Origin of the sequence: Rhodothermus profundi, from assembly GCF_900142415.1 — a bacterium.
In the GTDB taxonomy this organism is placed as follows: Bacteria; Bacteroidota; Rhodothermia; order Rhodothermales; family Rhodothermaceae; genus Rhodothermus; species Rhodothermus profundi.
This window is the reverse complement of record NZ_FRAU01000004.1, coordinates 82,229-97,287: the sequence shown is the minus strand read 5'-3', so window position 1 is coordinate 97,287 and position 15,059 is coordinate 82,229. Positions and strand designations below refer to the sequence as shown.

The following is a 15,059-nucleotide window of genomic DNA, read 5'->3' as shown; positions in this document are numbered from 1 at the left end:
CCGATACTTTTCTCCGAGACACCTCGGTTTGCGGGTGGCTCGGAGGCGGTGGTGTCGTGAACCGTAAATGGAAGATTGTTATGAGACGTCCGACCTTGATCTGGCTGGCTACTCTGTGCTTTGCATGGGGGATAGGAATGAGGGGCCAGGCCCAGTCGTTCACGTGGGTAGATCTGCAGGAGCTTACCGTACATCGGTTGACGGGAGTTTCGGCCAATGGAGGCGTGGTGGTTGGTGTGGTTCGGGACGAGCAAGGTCGGAGTCGCGCGTTTCGCTGGACCGTGTGGGAAGGACAGCAGGAGCTGGGGACGCTGGGAGGACTTCGAAGCCAGGCGCTGGCGGTGTCGGCCGATGGACGCGTGGTAGTGGGCATGGCGGAAAATGGCTATGGCCACACGCGTGCGTTTCGGTGGACAGCCGAAACAGGCATGGAAGACCTCGGCACCCTGGGAGGGCTGGAGAGCGAAGCCCTGGCCGTAGCCGCCAACGGTCAGGTTGTTGTCGGTACGGCTGAAGATGCCTACGGACGATTCCGTGCGTTTCGGTGGACGGTCAACCAGGGGATGACAGACCTGGGGACGCTGGGTGGGTCGGAAAGTGAAGCGCTGGCGGTGTCGGCTGATGGACGTGTGGTAGTGGGGATGGCCGAGGATGCCCGCGGTCGCCGCCGCGCGTTTCGGTGGACGGCCGAGACAGGCATGGAAGACCTCGGCACCTTGGGAGGCGACTGGAGCCAGGCGCTGGCGGTGTCGGCTGATGGACGTGTGGTAGTGGGGATGGCCGAGGATGCCCGCGGTCGCCGCCGCGCGTTTCGGTGGACGGCCGAGACAGGCATGGAAGACCTCGGCACCCTGGGAGGCTGGGACAGCAAAGCCGTCTGGGTCTCCGAAGATGGATCGGTGATTGTCGGGGTTGCCCAGGACAAAGAGGGCGTCTGGCGTACGTTCCACTGGCAGACCGGCAAAATGCGCGTGTTGCGCAAGGTCTATAACGGATTGTTGTCGCGCGGATCGATGTTCTGGGGGGCGCCTGTTGTCTCGTATAACGGGCGCTATATGGCCGGAACGGGATACAACGCTGCACACGACCGCGTTGAAGTCTTTTTGCTGGACGCTGCCGGTTTGCTTATGGCAATGAACTAGACCAGTCTGCCGGCTTTTGCATTTGAAGCGGCAGGCTCGGTGGCTACAGCGCTACTCCGGTGCTGTTGCCGGGGTTAGAAACACGCCCTGCTGCCAGATCAGCGCGGAGCCCGGGCAGAGCCAGACCGACCGGAAGCCGTCCGCTCCAGCCAGTAGCTCACAGCTCGCATGCCACACGTCTCGCTCAGGTCGATCATCGAAGTTTAGCCGCTCACGTAAGTCCCTTCGGAGCGGAACAGGCGTGCAAAAAGCTGCTCAGCCAACCCTCCTTGTTTGCTCTCATCCTTGGCGCGTGCCCTGCCGACGGGCTCACCTGACGCATCGCAGGCCGACAACTGAACCTTCGTCCTCCGCCCCTAGGGTTGATTCCCGCAAAAGCATTGGATGGAAAGCCTTTAACTCCAGAAGTAGAGCAGGAGCAGGACTGCTCCCAGAAGACCTATGTTCTTGAGGAAGTTCACTTGCTCCCCCATGCGCTGCATAGGATCCTGCACCGTCCAGAAGTTGTGCATCCAGGGAGTTACCAACACCAGGAAAAGGACCAGCAGCCAGAGACCGATGCGTACATACAGGCCAGTGAGTACGGCCAGTCCCCCGGCAAGCAATAGCAAACCAGTGGCGATAACTGCTACCCGGGGGGCCGGTACCTTCTTGGAAGCCGCATACGGTGCCAGTTGGTTCACTTTAAGCAGGTGATTGAGGCCATTTATAGCAAAGAATCCTCCGAACAGAATGCGGCCCAGCCAGAATACGATCTCCATAGGGCATCGCTAGGTTGGTTTTACTTGTTTAAACAAATAATAGTTGTTGCTTGGGAAAATCAAGTGCTTTAGCTTGTAAAGTGTAACGAAGTGTTAACGAAGGAGCGAGGATGAACAGAGAGGAGTCATTTTGCCCGGTTTATGCAGCGATTGAGTTGTTGCAGGAGAAGTGGACGTTGCACATTATTCGGGCGTTGTTAGAAGCTCCACGGGGGTTTAATGAGCTGGCGCGAGCCATTGGGGGATGCAATTCGGCCACGCTGGCGCAGCGGCTGGATCGGTTGACGAAGCTGGGGGTGATTGAAAAAGAGATTGCATCCCACATGCCACCTCGTACGCGCTACAGTTTGACTGAAGCCGGGCGGGCGCTGGAAACCGTGGTGCAGGCCATTGAAGCGTGGGGGCGGCGCTATCTTCGGGAGCGCAGCTAGCGGGAAACGTTCACGCAGCACCTGCGTGCCACCTCTTCGTTAAGTAACGTAGAAAGCGAGATATCGGCCATGGCGTTTCCACAGTCTATTGAAGCAGTGCAGCAGGCACTGGCCGCGCACGACTACGTAGCCGAGCGGAGCCTGGCCACGACCATTTATCTGGCGTTGCGGATGCGACGGCCTCTTTTTCTGGAGGGAGAGCCGGGAGTTGGCAAGACGGAAGTAGCCAAGGTGCTGGCCCGGATGCTCCAGGTCCCTCTTATTCGACTGCAGTGTTACGAGGGGCTTGATGTGCATACGGCCGTTTATGAGTGGAACTATGCGCGGCAGATGTTGCAGATTCGGCTGGCTGAGGCAAGCGGACGGGTTGATCGCGACAGGCTGGTGGCTGAAATTTTTAGTGCAGACTTTCTGATTGCGCGGCCGTTGTTGCAGGCGGTGCAGCAAAGCCGTGATGGACAGGCACCGGTGCTCCTGATTGACGAACTGGACCGTAGTGATGAAGAGTTTGAGGCCTTTCTGCTAGAGCTGCTGTCGGATTTTCAGATTTCTATCCCTGAGCTGGGCACCATCCGGGCAGAAGTGCCGCCGATTGTGGTGATCACGTCGAACCGTACGCGGGAGATCCATGATGCCCTCAAACGTCGGTGCCTTTACTACTGGGTTGCGTATCCTTCCTTTGAGAAAGAGCTGGCGATTGTGCAGCGCCGCGTGCCCGGGCTGGTTGAGCAATTGGCTCGCCAGGTGGTAGCCTTTGTGCAGGCGTTGCGTCAGGAAGATCTGTATAAGCCGCCAGGTGTGGCCGAAACGCTTGACTGGGCAGAAGCGCTTGTGGCGCTGAATCGCTCGGAATTGGACGAAGCCGCAGTCGCGGAAACGCTGGGCGCGTTGCTCAAATATCGAGATGACGTAGAACTGGTGCAGCGGCCGGAAGTGCAGGCGCGGTTGCTGGAAGCAGCGCGTGCTCAGGGAAGCTGAGGCATGGATGCTCCGGGAAATATTCCAGCGCGCATTGTAGCCTTTGCGCAGGCGCTACGTCGAGCCGGTCTGGTCATTGGTACCGATCAGGTGCTGGATGCGCTGCGTGCTGTCGAGCTGGTTGGCATAAGGCGGCGGGAGGATGTGCGGCAGGCCCTTTTCAGCGTATTCGTACGGCATCAGAGCGAGGCGGTGCTGTTCGACCAGGTCTTTCAGCTATTCTGGCGGGAACATTCCGTACTGCCTGAGGAGCTGGCCGCATTGCTACCCAAAGCGCCTGCGTCGTCAGCATGGCCGCCCGGGATGGCGCGGGCCCTGGAAGCACTGCAACCCAGACGCGTCCATTCCAGGGAGGCAGACGCTGAGGAGCAAGACGTAAGGTGGATGCTGACCTACAGCGCCGACGAGGTGCTGCGCCACAAGGACTTCGCCCAGATGACCCTTGAGGAAGAAGCGGCGGTGCGGGCGTTTTTACGCACGCTGCGCTGGCCATTGCCGCCGCGCCGCACGCGCCGCTGGCAGCCAGGCGGACGGCAGGGGCGTCCCGATTGGCGCCGAACGCTCCGCCTGGCGCTGCGTCGCCAGGGCGAGGTGTTGCATCTGGCCATGCGTCTGCCTCGCTACAAACCACGTCCCCTGGTGGTGCTCTGTGATATCAGCGGCTCCATGGAGCGGTATAGTCGGCTCTTGTTGCATTTTTTGCATGCGATCACGGGTGGTCTGCGCCGCGTGGAGAGCTTTGTGTTTGGCACGCGTCTGACGCGCATCACGCGCCAGCTTCGCCTGCGGGATGTCGATGTTGCCCTGGCGGAAGTGGGGCGGGCCGTGCAGGACTGGTCGGGCGGCACGCGCATTGGAGAAGCCTTGCGGACGTTTAACTATCGATGGCTTCGACGCGTACTGCCCGCCAGCGGCGTCGTGCTGATCATCAGTGACGGCCTGGACCGCGGGGATCCTGCGTTGCTAACCCGTGAAATGGCGCGGCTATCGCGCAGTTGCTATCGGCTTATCTGGCTGAATCCACTGCTGCGCTACGAGCACTACCAACCGCTCACGCAGGGAATGCGTGCAGCGCTCCCATATGTTGATCATTTTCTACCAGTGCACAACCTGGCTTCGCTGGAGCAACTGGGCAACTTGCTGGCTTCACTGGATCGGCGAACATCCGGCACCGTTGTTGCCCCATAAAACATAAAATGCATAGCGCTCCCAGATGCATGATTGGTGCAACGCAAAGCATGCTAACTGTCTATGAGTCCGATCATCTCTGTGCTGCTCTGGCGACGCATGCGGCCACTGGGTCTGGTTCTATTGATGGCAACAGGGCCGGTCCAGGCGCAGGTGCAGCAAGGCACACTACAGATCTTGCACTGGCCGGCTTCGGAAGAGGAGCTGAGGCAGGTAATGGGAGAAGAAGGGGGGCCCTGGTTGCGCGTTGAGGTGCTGCCGTTTCTGGATTCGCTGGTGCTGGGCTACCGCTATGAGGTGGTGGGCGATACGGTGCATGCTACCTTTACACTGGCCTGGTATCCGGCCACCTGGGGGCTTTATCGAGGGCGCCGCGTGCTCTGGGATCAGATGCCTGGCGAGGTGCAGCTGCAGGCCATGCATGTGCGGATTCGTTTTGCAGTTCAGGGACGTCCCGTGGCAGCATGGCCACTGCGTTTCGATAGTCTGGCGCTGGGTCCGTGGCCGGAGGTATTTGCATCGGACACCTATTCTTTTCCGGCGCAAGAAGTTTTTGGATGGGTGCCTTCCGATTCGCTTGCGGCCTGGCTGGCGGCGGGCATGGCACCAGATAGCCTCATGCTTGAGTGGATAGCCTTTACGGGCCAGGAGGCGGGAGGGGTACAGGCACAGTCGATGGTGCGGGTCTATCCGGAGCCCCCTTTCATTGAGGTGATCTTGGATTCAGAGATGGTCATGAGACAGGGGGCAAGCAAACGAGCGACTGTCGAAGGCCGGCCCCGGCAGACTGGACGTTCGGCTGAGCGTTCGCGGGTGAGGCGGGAAGGAGGCGGCCGGAGTAGCGGGCGAGGATGGTTTCGAGGGAAAGCCGATGACGCGGAAGAAGAGGAAGAAGAACACGAAACGCTGCTGCCAGCCGCGCTGGTCGGGGTAGCTGTGGTAGCAATGGTAGCGGTAGCTGGGGGCGGGTTGGGCTATGCAGGAAATCTGAAGCGCACGCCTATTGGAGTAACCGGTGGCGTGCTGCGTACGGGCTGGGGGATGTTGTGGCAGGTAAGCATGAATAAAGCGGTATTGGACCGTTCGCGCACCAGACCCGAAGAACTGGCAGTGCGCTTGCTGGGTTTTGCCGGATGGCTGGCACCGCGCGTGCAACCCGCGCTGGCTGTAGGGATGCGCTGGCAGGAGCACCGAGGCAACCGCAGAGCCTTTCCGGTAGTCGTTGCAGGACTGGTATGGCGCGCTGATCCTGTTGTACTGATGGGAGGAACTGATCTGGTAGGAGGGGGACTGGAGGTAAGCGTTGTGCTTAATCTGCGCCAGCTATTGAGATACTGAAACGGCAACAAAGGTCTCTGGCAGCGCAGGCGTTGCGGCGTCTCCGGCCCGCTGCGCGTTGCCGGGTTTTGTATCTTGTCTTGGAAGCAGCCGATCCCCAAACCAGTCGGAGGAAGTCCGAACCATGTCCTGGACGCTCTGCGTTTTTGAAGATCAGGAAGCGGCTCATCTGGCGCCGCTGGTGCACACGCGACCCGTTTACGATTTGCGCTTAGGACTCCCTACCCTGCTGGAGCGTGTGCTAGGGGCGTTGCAGCCGCCGGCTGTCTGCTTGCATGCCCGCGCTATGGTAGCGCCCATGGCTGCGCGGCTCTACCAGCTCCCGGTAAATCCAGCGCAGGTTGCAGGAGGCGTGTTGCTGTGGAACGGTCGAGCGCTTGGTGATCCCGGCGAAGTGCTGGCGCGCATTCGGCGAGCAGCTACGGATGGGGAGTCTGCCCGCCGATTTGTGCAGGGAGAAACGGTGGTTGCTGCCTGGTTTCCGAAGGGGCTTTCCCGGCCGCTTCCTGCAACGCTCCTTTCAGGAGACTTCTTTGCCGATCTGCCCGAGGAGCGGGTAGAGGGCGTACGTCTGGTGGGGCGACTCTGGCACCTGATCGACTGGATGGAGCAGGCTTTTGCGACCGATGGAGCCACCTGGGATCGGCCAACGGCTGCCGACAGCCAGGCGCTGGTGCAGCCAGGCGCCGTGCTGGTAGGCCGCGAACAGATTCGGTTGGCTCCTGGCGCGACCGTTCGGGCCGGCGCTATTCTGAATGCTACCGACGGACCGATTTATGTCGGACCCGGAGCCGTGGTTTCGGAGGGAGCGGTGCTGGTAGGACCTGTGGCGGTGGGCGAGCGGGCGGAAGTGCGCGTGGGAGCACAACTGCGCAACTGCGTGGTAGGCCCCGGGGTCAAACTGGGTGGGGAGGTGCATACCACGATCGTGCATAGCTACTCCAACAAGGCGCATGATGGTTTTCTAGGCCACGCGTACATCGGACGCTGGTGCAACCTGGGAGCCGGCACAACCTGTTCAAACCTGCGCAATGATTATGGGCCGGTAACGCTGTACAACGAAACGCTGGGCACCTTTGAAGCCACCGGCCGCCAGTTTCTGGGGCTCTTCATGGGGGACCATACGAAGACCAGCATCGGCACAACCTTTAATACAGGCACCGTGGTAGGGGTAAGCTGTAACCTGTATGGGCCGGGTTTCCATGCGCGCTACGTGCCTTCATTCTCCTGGGGATCGCCTGCGGAAGGCTACGTGCCCTTCCGATTGGAGAAAGCATTGCGGGTAGCGGAAGCAGTTATGGCGCGCCGCCAGCATACGCTAGACGAAGCCGAACGGGCGGTGCTTACGGCGCTGTTTGAGCAGGTGCACGCGACGTCGTCCGAGTAACCTGCCTGCTGGCATCGAACCGCTTCAGGTTGCCGGCAGCCTGGCCGCAGACGGCAGCAAACCGGGGACCACAGGAACATGGTGCAGCTTAAAGCACTGGCATTCGATGCATTCGGGACGCTTTTCGATGTGCACGCGATAGATGAGCTCTGCGCCTCGTTTTTTCCAGACGTAGGCGTAGCGCTCAGCCGGCGCTGGCGACAGAAGCAGCTAGAATACACTTGGCTGCGAAGCTTGATGGGACAGTACGTCAGCTTCGAACAGGTAACCGACGAAGCGTTGCGCTACGCCGCTGCCTCGTTCGGATTGGTGCTGACGCCAACGGTTCACAACCACCTGCTGCAGGCGTACCAGACGCTGCGTTCGTTTCCGGAAGTGCCCAGCGTGCTTCAAAAACTGGCTCGGCGCTATGCGCTCGTGGTGCTTTCCAACGGCACGGCGGCTCAATTGCAAACGTTGCTTCAGCGGAGCAACCTGGAAAGTTACTTTGCCGCTGTGTTAAGTGCCGAGCAGGTGCAGGTTTTTAAGCCGCATCCCCGCGTATACGCCCTGGCAGAAGCGGCCTTACAGTTGCCGCGAGGAGAGATAGGGTTTGTTTCGGCCAATGGATGGGATGTTGCAGGCGCTGCCGCTTACGGATACTGGACCTTCTGGGTCAATCGTTACGGAAGGCCTGACGAAACGCTAGGCTTCTCTGCGGCGGCGGTCGGACAGTCGCTGGTTGACTTAGAGCAGGCGCTTCAAACCTAAGCCGTCTTCAGGCGTATGCTCCCGGCGCTATCCTCCTGACAGACGTCGGAAAAGCTTAATGCCGGAGCAGGACACCACACGGCCGGATGGGCGGTTGTTGCCGCTGGGGCGATTCTGGACCATTCCTAATGGATTGAGCCTGCTGCGGCTGGTGCTGGCCTTTCCGCTGGCCTACTTGGTGCTCACGCACGGACCGTTGCGGTGGGTGCTGGCGCTGGCCCTGCTGGCCATCGTAACGGATTGGTTCGATGGGCGGGTAGCCCGATGGTCGCATACAGTTTCAGACTGGGGCAAGGTGCTTGATCCGTTGGCCGACAAGGTGACAGCCGGGCTGGTATCCATGGCGCTGGTAGTGCGGGGAGATCTTCCGCTCTGGTTCTTTGTGTTTGTGGTGTTGCGCGATGCCCTGATCGTGCTGGGAGGGGCACTGCTGGCCCATCGCACGCGCCGCGTGTACATGAGTTTATGGTCGGGGAAGGTGGCAGTGACCGTGCTGGCCCTGACGATTCTGGCGGCGCTGTTAGAGGCCGACCCTCCAGTCCTCCAAGGGTTGCTCTGGGTCTCCGTCGTGCTGCTAAGCTATTCGTTTCTGCGTTACGTAATACGCTTTGTGCGGGCCTGGCGCGTGCAGCCTGAACCTCCGCTCTTTTCCGGACAGACGGTTACGTCTTCAACCTGACAGGAAAACGAAGTCGTAAGCAATGGGATTCTGGGATCGCTTTCGGAAAAAAGATCAAGAGCGTCTGGAAGAAGGGCTCGAAAAAACACGCACGAGCCTGCTGAGCAAACTCGACCGTCTGATCCGTGGCAAGGATCGGGTAGACGATGAGGTGCTGGATCAGCTTGAGGAGTTGCTGATTACCAGTGATGTGGGGGTAAAGACCACACTGGAAATCATCCGGCGCGTTGAGGAGCGGGTGGCCCGTGACAAGTATGTTTCGACAAGGGAACTCAATGCGATTATCCGCGACGAAATCGCGCAGCTCCTGTTGGATCATGCGCCGGAGCGGCCTGCCAGTTTTGATGCCCCTCTTCCTCATAAGCCCTATGTAATTATGGTGGTAGGCGTTAATGGCGTGGGAAAGACAACCACCATTGGCAAGCTGGCCTATCGCTACCGAGAAGCCGGTAAAAGTGTGCTGCTGGGAGCCGCCGACACGTTTCGAGCGGCGGCCATTGAGCAGCTTGAAATCTGGGCCGAACGGGCAGGTGTGCCACTCATTAAACAACATCCGGGCGCCGATCCTGCTGCTGTGGCTTTTGACACGCTGGCGGCGGCTAAAAGCCGGGGCATTGAAGTGGTGATCATCGATACGGCGGGTCGCTTGCATACCAAGGGAGGGCTCATGGAAGAACTGGCCAAGATTCGGCGGGTCATGGGGCGGCAGGTAGCAGGAGCTCCCCATGAAGTGCTGCTTGTGCTGGATGCCTCTACCGGGCAGAATGCAATTCGTCAGGCGGAAGAGTTTACAAAAAGCGTCGAAGTTACGGGACTGGTACTGACGAAGCTCGACGGCACGGCGAAAGGCGGAATAGTAATCGGCATTTCCAATGAGTTCCAGATTCCTGTCAAATACATCGGCGTAGGCGAAAAAATTGATGACCTGCAAATTTTTGACCGGCGGGCTTTTGTCAGAGCCCTGTTTGGGGAGGCTCTGGTTTAAAGAAAATACTGCGTTATTTTTCCGTTCAGGGGCGCTTTTTTGCGGTTGACCCTCCCTTCCTGCCCGTTGAGACAACTTTCTTTAGAGGAAAGCGCTTAGGTGACGATAATTGAAACAATAGAAGACATTATTGCATCGTTTACTACACCACAGGCTAACGCGTTGTAAGAAGTATCTTCCTCGGGAATGGTTTGTAGGGCGCTGCAGTGGATTCGATGGAAATTATTGATTGGAGCTATTTTGCTGGTAGGTCCGGTTTATGCCCAACCCGAGGTGCCCTTTCATCTCCAGGTAATTAATGTGCCGGCTGCTGCTCCACCAGGACAGACGCGGATAGACCTGTACGTAGCAGTGCCTTTCCGAATGTTGCAATTCTTGCAAGTCAGCCAGGGATTTGAGGCAACCTACAGTTTATTGGTGGAAGTCTATCGGTTAGAAGGGGCAGATCAGCGACGGTTTATTCGGCGCGCAAGCTGGCAGCGGCAGGTAAGGGTGGCCGATTTTGAGGCAACGCATAGCGCTGTTGCAGAAGATCTTTCTCGCTACACATTTAACTTGGCGCCCGGGCGGTACGAGTTTACGGTGCAGCTCGAAGATCAAGCGACGCGACGCTTGATCAGCCGGACGCTGGAAGCGCGGGTGCGTAGCCTGGATGGACCTGTCGCACTGGGCGATCTGATGCTCCTGGAGCGGTATGATTCGGCCCGGCAAACTATGAAGCCCCAGGTGGGAACGACAGTGCCCACCAGCCGCTCCACCTTACAACTGTTCTACGAGCTGGCCGCGCGATGGCCTCAACAGGTGCAATTAGTATACGAGCTCGTCCGCCCTGAAAAGCGGGGCGGTTGGCCCCTGGTAGGACGGCTGTTGGGCATTGGGCGCGGCGAAACATACCGGGTAATCTATCGACGCGCTTTCTGGAAGAGCCTGACAGCTGGCCGAACAGCCCAGGTGCATACCATTTCGCTGGCAGAAGAGCTGGAGGCCGGACCATACCTGCTACGCGTTCGCGTGCTGGACACAGAAGGAAACGAATTGGCCGCTGTGGAGAAACACTTCACGGCCGTCTGGAGCGACTTGCTGGCCCATGTGCAAGACCTGGATGAAGCCATTGAGCAGCTTCGCTACATCGCCAAACGAAAGGATATCGAATACATCCGGGCCGGAAAGACTCCAGAAGAGCGGTGGCGGCGATTCCTGGCCTTCTGGAAAAAACGGGATCCTACGCCCGGTACCCCACGCAACGAGCAGATGGAAGCCTTCTACTACCGCGTCGCGCTGGCTAACCGAAAATTCAGCGGCCGCCGGCCAGGCTGGCAGACAGACCGGGGGCACATCGTGGTGCTGTTTGGCGAGCCGGACTTTATTGAGCGCCGCCAGGGAGCGCAGCCGTTTGAGATCTGGTACTACCATCGGCTCGGCCGCCGCTTCATCTTTGTTGACCGTACCGGCCGCGGCGACTATGAACTCTTAGAACCCGTCTGGGAAGGCACTTTCCGAATCCGCTAAGCCTTTTTTGGAATCCTTCTTGCCCACGCATCGTTCGACCTCCGGCTGTGGCCGGATTCAGAAAGCAATCCATTCGATAGGACCGTGAGCACGCTGGGCTTTAACACCGGATACGTCGAAGAACTCTACCGCCAATACCTGGAAAATCCAGAAAGTGTTAGTGAGAGCTGGCGGGAATTTTTTGCCGATTACAAACCAAGTGAATCGTTTGTTGCCGCACGGGAGACCGGCCCTGGTCCCCGCGACGTTTCGGAAACAGTAGGGCAACCCGGAGGGGATGGCGCTGCGCCGGAAGAAGCCGCGGTGGAGTTGCCGCCAGAAGAGGTGGAGGAGCATCCGTTGCGCGGACCAGCCGCCCGGATTGTGGAAAACATGGAGGCCAGCCTGAAGGTGCCGACGGCTACGTCGGTGCGGACGGTGTCAGTGCGGCTGCTGGCTGAAAACCGGGCGCTCATCAATGATTATCAGCGGCATATCGGAGGCGAAAAAGTTTCCTTTACCCATCTCATTGCCTGGGCGGTAGTGCAGGCGCTCAAGGCATTTCCAAACATGAACGCTACGTTTCGCCGGGAAGATGGCACGCCGATCCATGTGCAGCCCAAGACTATCAACCTGGGCATAGCCATCGACCTGGAGCGACGTGGCAAGCGCATGCTCCTGGTGCCCAATATCAAGCACGCCGATCGTATGAACTTTGCCCAGTTCCTGGGAGCCTACAATGATATTGTAGCCCGGGCGCGGGAAGGGCGGCTCGACGTGTCGGACTTTCAGGGCACGACGGCTACGATCACGAATCCAGGCATGATTGGAACCGTGATGAGCGTGCCGCGCCTGATGGCCGGCCAGGGCGTGATCGTGGGCGTCGGGGCGATTGGCTATCCGCCGGAGTACGCAGCGCTGCCCTCCGAAATGCTCAGCCGTCTGGGGCTTTCCCAGGTCATGACCATCACCTCAACGTATGACCATCGCGTCATTCAAGGGGCCGAAAGTGGAGCATTTCTGGCCTATATCGATGCATTGCTGCAGGGGCAGCATGCGTTTTATGAGCGCGTCTTTGCGGATCTGGGCGTTCCCTACCAGCCCTACCGGTTGACCAAAGATACGACACCCCTGCTGGGCGGGCTGGAAAACGGCGAAGAGCTGACCATGATTCAGAAGCAGGCGGCCGTACTGCAGCTCATCCGGGCCTACCGGGTGCGCGGCCACCTGCAGGCTGATATCAATCCGCTTGGCTACGAATGGAAATATCACCCTGAGCTGGATCCGGCCACCTACGGACTGACGATCTGGGATCTGGATCGAGAATTCGTCACCGGTGGGCTGGGCGGCAAAGACATCGCCCCCCTGCGCGAAATTCTCGATATTCTGCGCCAGACGTACACGCGCAAGGTCGGCATCGAATACATGCATATCTCCGATCCGACCGAACGCCGCTGGCTCCAGGAGCGCATTGAACCCGTGCGCGCTGCCGAGCCCATCTCGCCCGAAATGCGCCGGCGCATCCTGCAAAAGCTCAACGCGGCTGAAGCCTTCGAACGCTTCCTGCACACCAAGTACATCGGCCACAAACGCTTTTCACTGGAAGGAGCTGAGTCGCTGATTCCTATTCTGGATGCAATTCTCTCGGACGCTGCCGATCAGGAAGTCGAAGAAGTGGTGATCGGCATGGCCCATCGCGGCCGGCTCAACGTCCTGGCCAACATCCTCGGAAAACCCTATGAGGTGATCTTTTCTGAGTTTGAAGGGAATATCGATCCGAACACGACGCAGGGATCGGGCGACGTAAAGTATCACCTGGGCGCCAAAGGGGTGCACCGATCACCCAGCGGCAATGAGGTCAAGATTACGCTGGCCTCTAATCCGAGCCATCTGGAAGCGGTCGATCCGGTGGTGGAAGGCATGGTGCGGGCCAAGCAGGATCAGCTTCGGTGGCAACGGGCCGATGCGCCGGGAGGCGATTACTATGATGCCGTCATCCCGATTCTCATTCATGGCGACGCTGCTTTCGCCGGACAGGGCGTTGTGGCGGAAACGCTCAATTTGAGCCAGCTCCGAGGCTACAAGACAGGGGGGACCATCCATATCGTGGTCAATAACCAGATCGGTTTTACGACCGCTCCGGCCGATGCGCGCAGCTCTACCTATGCAACCGACATCGCCCGTATGATTCAGGCGCCGATCTTCCACGTCAACGGCGACGACCCAGAGGCCTGCGTGCGCGTGGCGCGGCTGGCGCTCGACTACCGGCAGGTATTCAACAAAGACGTGGTGATCGACCTGGTCTGCTACCGCGTTCACGGCCACAACGAGGCCGATGAACCGACCTATACGCAGCCGCTGCTCTACAAAAAAATCGCGCAAAAGCGCTCAGTGCGAAAGCTCTACACCGAAATGCTGCTGCGCCGGGGCGACATGAAGCCTGAAGAAGCAGAGCAAATGCTCGACGACTATCAGGCGCGGCTGCAAGAAGCTTTTGCGCGCACCAAACATCTGAAAGAACGCGATCCACGCGAAGTCGTCGAGCAGCTCCACAAAAAAGCTGAGGACGATACCCCGCTTCCAGCTGTAGAGACCGCGGCGCGGCAGGAAGATCTGGAAGCTGTGGTGCAGGCGCTGGTTAATTTGCCCCAGGACTTTCATGTGCACCCCAAACTGGAACGGCAGTTCAAGCGGCGCGAAAGCCTCTTCTTCAAAGAAAAGAAAATTGACTGGGCCTTTGCAGAAGCACTGGCCTTTGGAACGTTGCTCCTGGAAGGCACGCCAGTGCGTTTGAGTGGCCAGGACTCCCGGCGCGGCACGTTCAGTCAGCGACACGCCGTGCTGTATGACCAGGAAACGGGCGAAGAATACATTCCGCTTAACCATATCCGCGACGGACAGGCCGAGCTGCTGATCTACGACAGCCTGCTATCCGAATATGCCGTATGCGGCTTTGAGTATGGCTACTCGGTGGCTTCACCTGAGACGCTGGTGCTCTGGGAGGCGCAGTTCGGCGACTTTGCAAACGGGGCGCAGATCGTCTTCGACCAGTTTATTTCAGCGGCCGAAGAAAAATGGGGGCAGCAGGCTGGCCTGGTCTGTCTGCTACCGCACGGCTACGAAGGACAGGGGCCCGAACATTCATCGGCGCGCCTGGAACGCTTCCTGCAGCTCTGTGCGCAGCAAAACATGATTGTGGGTAACCTGACCACACCGGCCAATTACTTCCATGTGCTGCGGCGACAGGCGCGCCTGCCGGTTAAAAAGCCGCTCATTCTTATGACTCCAAAGAGTCTGCTGCGGCATCCGCTAGCCCTTTCAACTCCTGAAGAACTCTGGAGCGGCCGCTTCTACGAGGTCTATCCGGCCGAAACCGATCCGGCCGAGACGCGCCGGCTCATCTTCTGCAGTGGTAAGATCTATTACGATCTGCTGACGGTGCTACTCAAGGATGAAACCCGCCGCCGGCAGATCGGACTGGTGCGCGTCGAGCAGTTTTACCCGTTTCCCCGGGCTGCCATTCAGGCTGAACTGGAGCGGTACCGTAATGTGACGGATGTGGTCTGGGTGCAGGAAGAACCTGCTAACATGGGCGCCTGGTTCTACATGCAACCGCGGCTGGATGCCATGCTGGAAGCTCTGCACGGCGACTGTCGCCGGCGCGTACGCTACGTCGGCCGTCCTGCCAGCGCCAGTCCCGCCACGGGAAGCGCCAAGGTACACCAGGTAGAACAGGAAATGATCATCCAGCAGGCGCTGACGCTTTAACAATCGGCCAGTGGCCAGAAAGCGTTGGCGTGTTGTAAATAGAGCTAACGTCGCTTCCAGCGACGCGGCCTCCAGGATCGCCAGGTTCGCTGAAGAGGCCGGGTCGGCTTCTGAAGAGGAAGGGACTGCTGACTACCTCTAGCTGGCGTCACAGGAGAGGCATC

The 15,059-nt window shown here is 59.2% G+C and carries 12 protein-coding genes; 11 read left to right on the top strand and 1 reads right to left on the bottom strand.

The features are described from left to right. Nucleotides 1–80: 80 nt before the first annotated feature. Nucleotides 81–1,142 (top strand): HAF repeat-containing protein, encoded by a 1,062-nt coding sequence (locus tag BUA15_RS06965; RefSeq protein WP_072715269.1) that lies wholly within the window; start codon nucleotides 81–83, stop codon nucleotides 1,140–1,142. A 395-nt stretch (nucleotides 1,143–1,537) separates the two neighbouring features. Here BUA15_RS06965 and BUA15_RS06960 read toward each other — a convergent pair whose 3' ends face one another. After that, nucleotides 1,538–1,903: a DoxX family membrane protein gene (locus BUA15_RS06960; protein ID WP_072715268.1), complete on the bottom strand. Its 366-nt coding sequence runs from the start codon at nucleotides 1,901–1,903 to the stop codon at nucleotides 1,538–1,540. 110 nt (nucleotides 1,904–2,013) lie between these two features. Between BUA15_RS06960 and BUA15_RS06955 the strand changes: the two genes are divergently transcribed. From BUA15_RS06955 to BUA15_RS06910, 10 genes are all read left to right on the top strand, one after another. Beyond that, a complete protein-coding gene (locus tag BUA15_RS06955) occupies nucleotides 2,014–2,334 on the top strand; it encodes a winged helix-turn-helix transcriptional regulator (protein WP_072715267.1) in 321 nt (106 codons plus the stop codon). Nucleotides 2,335–2,403: 69 nt separating this feature from the next. Beyond that, a complete protein-coding gene (locus BUA15_RS06950) occupies nucleotides 2,404–3,312 on the top strand; it encodes an AAA family ATPase (protein ID WP_072715266.1) in 909 nt (302 codons plus the stop codon). Between the two features lie 3 nt (nucleotides 3,313–3,315). Beyond that, nucleotides 3,316–4,500, top strand: a complete 1,185-nt coding sequence (locus BUA15_RS06945; protein ID WP_072715265.1) for a vWA domain-containing protein — start codon at nucleotides 3,316–3,318, stop codon at nucleotides 4,498–4,500. 63 nt (nucleotides 4,501–4,563) lie between these two features. Next, nucleotides 4,564–5,838: a hypothetical protein gene (locus BUA15_RS06940; RefSeq protein ID WP_072715264.1), complete on the top strand. Its 1,275-nt coding sequence runs from the start codon at nucleotides 4,564–4,566 to the stop codon at nucleotides 5,836–5,838. Nucleotides 5,839–5,962: 124 nt separating this feature from the next. Next, nucleotides 5,963–7,225: a putative sugar nucleotidyl transferase gene (locus BUA15_RS06935; protein WP_072715263.1), complete on the top strand. Its 1,263-nt coding sequence runs from the start codon at nucleotides 5,963–5,965 to the stop codon at nucleotides 7,223–7,225. 78 nt (nucleotides 7,226–7,303) lie between these two features. Further along, entirely contained in the window at nucleotides 7,304–7,975 is a 672-nt protein-coding gene (locus tag BUA15_RS06930) for a haloacid dehalogenase type II (RefSeq protein WP_072715262.1), read from the top strand. 58 nt (nucleotides 7,976–8,033) lie between these two features. Next, nucleotides 8,034–8,654, top strand: coding sequence for a CDP-alcohol phosphatidyltransferase family protein (locus BUA15_RS06925; RefSeq protein WP_072715261.1), 621 nt, complete (start codon nucleotides 8,034–8,036; stop codon nucleotides 8,652–8,654). A gap of 22 nt (nucleotides 8,655–8,676) precedes the next feature. Continuing rightward, entirely contained in the window at nucleotides 8,677–9,639 is a 963-nt protein-coding gene (gene ftsY / locus BUA15_RS06920; RefSeq protein WP_072715260.1) for a signal recognition particle-docking protein FtsY, read from the top strand. Nucleotides 9,640–9,825: 186 nt separating this feature from the next. Further along, complete coding sequence (locus tag BUA15_RS06915; protein ID WP_072715259.1) at nucleotides 9,826–11,148, top strand: GWxTD domain-containing protein; 1,323 nt, start codon at nucleotides 9,826–9,828, stop codon at nucleotides 11,146–11,148. A gap of 84 nt (nucleotides 11,149–11,232) precedes the next feature. Further along, complete coding sequence (locus BUA15_RS06910; RefSeq protein ID WP_072715258.1) at nucleotides 11,233–14,895, top strand: multifunctional oxoglutarate decarboxylase/oxoglutarate dehydrogenase thiamine pyrophosphate-binding subunit/dihydrolipoyllysine-residue succinyltransferase subunit; 3,663 nt, start codon at nucleotides 11,233–11,235, stop codon at nucleotides 14,893–14,895. Nucleotides 14,896–15,059: the final 164 nt, after the last annotated feature.

Excerpts from the sequence above, each read along its gene's own strand:
- ftsY (WP_072715260.1), top strand. The coding sequence starts at position 8,677 with ATGGGATTCTGGGATCGCTTTCGGAAAAAAGATCAAGAGCGTCTGGAA.
- BUA15_RS06930 (WP_072715262.1), top strand. The coding sequence starts at position 7,304 with ATGGTGCAGCTTAAAGCACTGGCATTCGATGCATTCGGGACGCTTTTC.
- BUA15_RS06925 (WP_072715261.1), top strand. The coding sequence starts at position 8,034 with ATGCCGGAGCAGGACACCACACGGCCGGATGGGCGGTTGTTGCCGCTG.
- BUA15_RS06950 (WP_072715266.1), top strand. The coding sequence starts at position 2,404 with ATGGCGTTTCCACAGTCTATTGAAGCAGTGCAGCAGGCACTGGCCGCG.
- BUA15_RS06965 (WP_072715269.1), top strand. The coding sequence starts at position 81 with ATGAGACGTCCGACCTTGATCTGGCTGGCTACTCTGTGCTTTGCATGG.
- BUA15_RS06960 (WP_072715268.1), bottom strand. The coding sequence starts at position 1,903 with ATGGAGATCGTATTCTGGCTGGGCCGCATTCTGTTCGGAGGATTCTTT.
- BUA15_RS06935 (WP_072715263.1), top strand. The coding sequence starts at position 5,963 with ATGTCCTGGACGCTCTGCGTTTTTGAAGATCAGGAAGCGGCTCATCTG.
- BUA15_RS06915 (WP_072715259.1), top strand. The coding sequence starts at position 9,826 with ATGGTTTGTAGGGCGCTGCAGTGGATTCGATGGAAATTATTGATTGGA.
- BUA15_RS06955 (WP_072715267.1), top strand. The coding sequence starts at position 2,014 with ATGAACAGAGAGGAGTCATTTTGCCCGGTTTATGCAGCGATTGAGTTG.
- BUA15_RS06940 (WP_072715264.1), top strand. The coding sequence starts at position 4,564 with ATGAGTCCGATCATCTCTGTGCTGCTCTGGCGACGCATGCGGCCACTG.
- BUA15_RS06945 (WP_072715265.1), top strand. The coding sequence starts at position 3,316 with ATGGATGCTCCGGGAAATATTCCAGCGCGCATTGTAGCCTTTGCGCAG.